This window comes from Alicyclobacillus herbarius DSM 13609 (assembly GCF_000430585.1).
In the GTDB taxonomy this organism is placed as follows: Bacteria; Bacillota; Bacilli; order Alicyclobacillales; family Alicyclobacillaceae; genus Alicyclobacillus_G; species Alicyclobacillus_G herbarius.
Genome location: NZ_AUMH01000046.1, coordinates 1 through 5,335 on the forward strand (window position 1 = coordinate 1; position 5,335 = coordinate 5,335).

General features: G+C 50.7%; 5 protein-coding genes, 1 tRNA gene and 1 pseudogene. 4 read left to right on the plus strand and 3 right to left on the minus strand.

Going from position 1 to position 5,335, the window contains the following annotated elements:
- Positions 1 to 503: 503 nt before the first annotated feature.
- A pseudogene (locus H522_RS22390) lies at positions 504 to 626 on the plus strand (helix-turn-helix domain-containing protein); the annotation flags it as partial.
- Positions 627 to 780: 154 nt separating this feature from the next.
- On the opposite strand, the gene H522_RS22235 reads toward H522_RS22390, so the two are convergent.
- The 3 genes from H522_RS22235 to H522_RS22240 are packed head-to-tail and all read right to left on the minus strand — an operon-like array spanning position 781 to position 2,049.
- Positions 781 to 1,128, minus strand: a complete 348-nt coding sequence (locus H522_RS22235) for a hypothetical protein (RefSeq protein ID WP_026963118.1) — start codon at positions 1,126 to 1,128, stop codon at positions 781 to 783.
- Positions 1,125 to 1,742, minus strand: a complete 618-nt coding sequence (locus H522_RS20035; protein WP_245578160.1) for a site-specific integrase — start codon at positions 1,740 to 1,742, stop codon at positions 1,125 to 1,127. The genes H522_RS22235 and H522_RS20035 overlap by 4 nt, the downstream gene beginning before the upstream one ends.
- On the minus strand, positions 1,654 to 2,049 hold the full coding sequence (locus H522_RS22240) for a site-specific integrase (protein WP_245578161.1): 396 nt from the start codon (positions 2,047 to 2,049) through the stop codon (positions 1,654 to 1,656). Before H522_RS22240 ends, H522_RS20035 begins: the two co-directional genes overlap by 89 nt.
- Before the next feature lie 121 nt (positions 2,050 to 2,170).
- On the opposite strand from H522_RS22240, the gene H522_RS0116210 reads away from it, so the two are divergent.
- The 3 genes from H522_RS0116210 (at position 2,171) to H522_RS0116220 (ending at position 4,981) form a co-directional block, all read left to right on the plus strand.
- Positions 2,171 to 2,249 (plus strand) — tRNA-Arg (locus H522_RS0116210).
- 431 nt (positions 2,250 to 2,680) lie between these two features.
- Positions 2,681 to 4,201, plus strand: a complete 1,521-nt coding sequence (locus tag H522_RS0116215; protein ID WP_026963119.1) for a malate:quinone oxidoreductase — start codon at positions 2,681 to 2,683, stop codon at positions 4,199 to 4,201.
- 453 nt (positions 4,202 to 4,654) lie between these two features.
- Positions 4,655 to 4,981, plus strand: a complete 327-nt coding sequence (locus H522_RS0116220) for an ATP-binding cassette domain-containing protein (protein ID WP_155836519.1) — start codon at positions 4,655 to 4,657, stop codon at positions 4,979 to 4,981.
- Positions 4,982 to 5,335 lie beyond the last annotated feature (354 nt).

Genomic DNA, 5,335 nt, shown 5'->3' on the forward strand with positions numbered 1-5,335 from the left:
CCGGATCCGGGGTATGGATCCTCGCCACATTTTGACCATCTCCTGGAGAAAGCGAATCGCCTTTACGACATTAACGTCGAATGTCTGGTTCTTGCGCTCGAGCCTCACCTTGTCCGCATGCGGCGGAGTCTTCAGTCGCAAGAATCACCTTATGAGGTATTATTGACTAAGTAAGGTGGTTTTAAGCATTTGTTCTTCGCCCGTATAGAAACTGCTCTCCGAAGGTCAGCCATTTTTGCCATAGCGAGTACAAATCCAAGCAGCATAATCTTGACCACCCGGAGTGTCCATCATCCAAATCATCGCCTCGCCAAAGAGACTTCATCGTGATCTCATGTTCGTTCGGAAATCGGCCACCGCGGGGGCTATTGGTGACCCCACATCCACTCCGACGTATACAAGTGCCAAGAAACATGATATTTTGTCACTATATTTTGTAGGTTCCAACGAAGATAAAGAGGTGACATGTTATGCAGCCGGAGGAGCTGCCACCAGTGCTGACGATGAATGATGTCGCACGCTATCTGCGCATCGGACGCACAGTGGCCTACGAGTTGGCACATCGGCCTGACTTTCCAGCGGTACGCATTGGGCGCTTGATACGAGTGAATCGCGAGGCGTTTCTGCGCTGGTGCGAAGGACCTACTAAAGGATACAGTCAGTTCAGGTGCAACCTATCTCCTTTAAGGAGACTAGTTTTCCAACGCAGTAAAAAGGGTGTCCACGGTTTTGGACACCCAAGCGAATCAAGCGAATCAATCAACGAAACGAAAAAAAGCGTTACACCAAGTGCAGGCGTTTGGCCAATGGCTGTAAGTCTTTCTTGTACTGCGCCCGTCTCCGAAGCTCCACACTGCCACGTGGCCCCTCTATGCGGACAACCACGCAATAAGGCTTATCCGTCAGATTTGCGGCCTTCCACGCCTTGGCTATGGTGTATCCTTGTCCCCCGAGTATCAACACGGTTTTCCCACGTTTGGGGACAAGTTGCACGTCAGTGGGAGTTGGCCAGTGGGAGATGAGACCAAGGCCACGGAGGTCTGTCCGATACGTCAGCCTGGCTTTGGTGTAATCCGCCTGAATGAGCATGTCCACGTCCATCAGGGTAGCGGGAAGCCATTCCATCATCCGCGCCCCACTTTCCGAGCACGGGTGTGCTGGGGAAGGATTTGGCCAACCGGGGAGGCCACGGCGTGTTGCTCATGCAAGTCCGATTCCGCCAAGTGGACGTAGCGTTTGGTCATGGTCAGGGAGGCATGACCCATCTGACGTTGCAGGGCAAACACATGTCCCCCGCCACGCAGGAAGAGAATCGCGCTGGTATGGCGGAGCATGTAGGGAGTAATTCGTGTGCCTAAACGTTTCGCATAGGCAGCGAGACGTTGAGCCCAACCGTGAACCGTAAATGTCCGCCCGGATGCACTCGAAAATAGTGGCACATCATCAGTCCAGTCCTCAGGCCGACAGGTGAGTAATTTGCGAATGGCCTTAGCGGTTTGGGGTGACATAACCACTGTCCGCGCTGTCCGTGTCTTGGCGGTGGTGTTGGGGATGGTGACTTCCAAAGCAGTCAGGTTCACATGTGCAGGCAGCAAGGCCAGTGCCTCCCCTGGTCGAATGCCTGTGTCCAGTTGCAGCAGCATCAAGGCCAAGTCACGAAGTCCTGCATACGTGGTGCAGTCGGGAAGCTTCAACAGGCGTTTTAGGGTATCCGCGTCGAGATTGCGGGGGGGTGCCGTCATTCTTGCGCTTAGGAATGCCTTTGACCGGATTCATGGGCAGGTATTCCTCTTCCACGCACCAGGCAAAGAAGGCCTTGAGGTACTCGCGGCGAAGGTTATAGTACGTGGCAGACTTGTCATGGAAGGCAGCAAAGTGAGCAACAACCGCTCGTTTGAGTGCAGGGACATCAGGCCAAGTGTTGGGGTGTTCCTGAAAGAAAGCAGGCACATGGCGGCGATAGTCCTTGAGGGTACGTGGTGAACGTCCCTCTGCTTGTTTGACCAACAGGAATTCATCGAAAGCGTCTTGCCATGTGGTGGAGAACATGAAACAGCGGCTCCTTTCCGTGTGGTACAGGTGACCGCTGCTGCTGAATCAGGCACAACGGTTTTCTCGTTTTCTTGCAACGCTCACTAAGCGAGAAAACCGCGTCACATCAGCATTTTTTGCACCCGTAGCTCAGCCGGATAGAGCGGTGGTTTCCTAAACCGCGTCTTGCGGGGGTTCGAGTCCCTCCGGGTGCACCAATGTAAAAATTCCGTAGTGGTGCGGTTTTTAAACCGTAAGCCAAGCGTCGACAGTCGAGGACAGTGCGGTGGATTGTCGGTGAGACCACTGCGGTGACGTTGCCAAACCTTCTTATCGCAAATGACGATGGGGAGGTTTTTTCGTTTGGACAAGCGCACAGGGGAACAGGTTGTTCGGCGACTGAAGCGGAGCAGGAGGAGGTAGTGCCCGTAAAGGTCATCCAGGGATTAACGCTCGATGATTTAACACGATGAGGTGAAAAAACGGACAAGGAGATTTGTAATCTATAAATAATATTGGTACCCTTTGATAGGGTTATAATTGATCCAGAGACAAGTTGTGTGACTAGGTCGTGCTCTCGCTTGCTGTAGCGCCTAAGCAGGAGAGCCTACATCCTTCGGCAATTTTAGCGTATAAGGACGGTAAAAAAATGAGCAACAGACAAACTAAAACAGACGTTGTCTTGATTGGTGCCGGAATCATGAGTGCGACTTTGGGCGCGCTGCTGAAAGAATTAGAACCGGACTGGGAAATTACAGTGTTTGAGAGGCTCGCAAACGCAGGAGAGGAAAGCTCTAACGAATGGAATAATGCAGGAACGGGGCACTCTGCACTGTGCGAGCTCAACTACACCCCCGAAAAACCGGACGGATCTATCGACATTAGCAAGGCTATAAAAATTAATGAACAGTTTCAGATTTCAAAGCAGTTTTGGTCTTATCTTGTAAACAGCAATCTAATACGTAATCCGCAGGACTTCATCATGCCATTACCCCATATGAGTTTCGTACAAGGGGAAAAAAATGTAGCGTTCTTGAAAAAACGTTTCGAAGCGCTCTCAAACAATCCTCTGTTTCGAGGGATGGAATTTTCCGATGACCCGGGAAAACTGACGGAATGGATTCCGCTTATTATGAAAGACCGTACATCGAATGAACCGATTGCGGCAACAAAAATCGACTCTGGAACGGATATCAACTTTGGCGCTTTAACGCGCATGCTGTTTGACCACTTACAGAGTAAAAATGTCGATATAAAATTCAAACATAATGTTGATGATATAAAACGTACTAGCGACGGATCGTGGGAATTAAAAGTGCGGAATATCGATAGCGGTGCGGTCGAACGCTATACTGCAAAATTCGTCTTTATCGGCGCCGGGGGAGGAAGCCTGCCTTTACTGCAAAAGTCCGGTATTCCTGAAGGTAAACATATTGGGGGATTTCCGGTAAGCGGACTATTTATGGTGTGTAAGAATCCGGATGTTGTAGCGCAGCATCATGCAAAAGTATACGGCAAAGCTCCGATTGGTGCTCCTCCAATGTCGGTTCCGCATCTTGACACGAGATTTATCGATAATCAAAAAACCTTGCTCTTTGGACCGTTTGCCGGCTTCTCACCCAAGTTTTTAAAGAACGGTTCGATGTTTGATTTGTTAGGTTCCGTAAAACTGGATAATCTCGTAACGATGCTAGCGGCAGGCGTAAAAAACATTTCATTGACAAAATACCTGATCGAGCAAGTTATGTTATCGAAAGAACAGCGCATGGAAGCTTTACGGGAGTTTGTCCCGACCGCCAAAAGCGAGGATTGGGATTTGGTGGTAGCGGGCCAGCGTGTGCAAGTTATCAAAGACACTGCTGCCGGCGGCAAAGGAACACTCCAATTTGGTACGGAAGTTGTTAGTGCCGCTGATGGCTCGATAGCTGCATTGCTCGGCGCATCTCCGGGTGCTTCTACCTCCGTTTACGTTATGCTTGAGGTAATAAAAAAATGCTTCCCGCAACATATGAAAGCGTGGGAACCGAAAATAAAAGAAATGATTCCGTCTTATGGCGTGTCACTCATGGAACATCCGGAGCTTATTGACGAAATCCATTCTCTGACGGCGCGGGCGCTTGGTCTAAGTGAAAACTCGCCATTCCAGAAAGCAGGCCGAAGCGTATCATAAATAGCGAAGTTTTGATTTAAGAACCATTCCTTGTCTTAACGGGCTGTTTTCCTTATGATTTCCCAACACGGACACACAAACCAGGTCTATCCCCTACTTGAACTTTCAGGGCCATTAGCGAACCGTCTAGTGGTTTAACATGATACTCGCCAACGGAGCGCACGGTTCTGATTCGCTTGGGGCGGTCAACGTGAAGTATGACGTCGCCCGCGAGGGTGGCGGTGCCACGCGCCGCCCCTCGGACCTCGATATGTAATGAAAGGTTACGCCATATACTTTCCGCGATCACGCTGGAAAAGCACACTGTCTTCCGCGCTTCTTCACATTTACATTTTCAATTTCACTTACGTCGAGTTCTTACTTGTCATTCTCACCTCGGTATGATATTCCTGACTTATACAGAGTGAGTAATCACTCACACACGAAAAATCACATGACGTGAGTCGTAGTGGGGTGAGCATCTTTGCGAGTGGCAATCCGATGCAACCCGGTGAACGGGCCGTTCAAGTCAGCCATGTAGAACAAAGATTCGGAAAGAATCTTATCCTGCGTGACACCTGTCTTGAAGTGCACTCGTCCGAGATCTTCGGTCTGCTTGGGCCGAGTGGGGCGGGCAAGACGACGCTCATCAAGCTCATCGCCGGGCTGGACAACGCGACCAGCGGCCAGGTATCCATACACATGCCGCGACCTTGGAAGAAGCCTTTCTCACGTATGGGGGTGCACGCCAATGAGGGTTTCCGCTCTCGTGATCCGGATCTGTCGCCAATTCCTGCATGACAAGCGAACCTTGGCGCTCTCTCAGGGAAAGTAGGTTTTTCTTCGTTTTTCTCACTCAATCGCACGATTTCGCATTTGACTCCTTGCGTACCCAGACCGCAAAATGTGTGATGTGAGTGGGCGGACCCGTTTGAGGGTGTACCAAACCAGACGGTGTAGCACCGTCTTCTAGATTTTGGTACGCACCTCGGATCTCCACCAAACACTTTCGTGGTTTACCCTCTCATGTCTCACAGGGTCTGTGCCCCAAGCAGTCCTTCGTACGGCCTATCGAAAGGGTGGAGGCCAGCCAAGCTCATGTGCAGGGTCTATGCCCGAATGGATCAGATATCTGCTGGCTTCTCCGTGCTGTAC

Coding starts and splice junctions, on each gene's coding strand:
- H522_RS0116215 (WP_026963119.1), top strand. CDS start 2,681: ATGAGCAACAGACAAACTAAAACAGACGTTGTCTTGATTGGTGCCGGA.
- H522_RS22240 (WP_245578161.1), bottom strand. CDS start 2,049: ATGTTCTCCACCACATGGCAAGACGCTTTCGATGAATTCCTGTTGGTC.
- H522_RS22235 (WP_026963118.1), bottom strand. CDS start 1,128: ATGATGGAATGGCTTCCCGCTACCCTGATGGACGTGGACATGCTCATT.
- H522_RS20035 (WP_245578160.1), bottom strand. CDS start 1,742: ATGACGGCACCCCCCCGCAATCTCGACGCGGATACCCTAAAACGCCTG.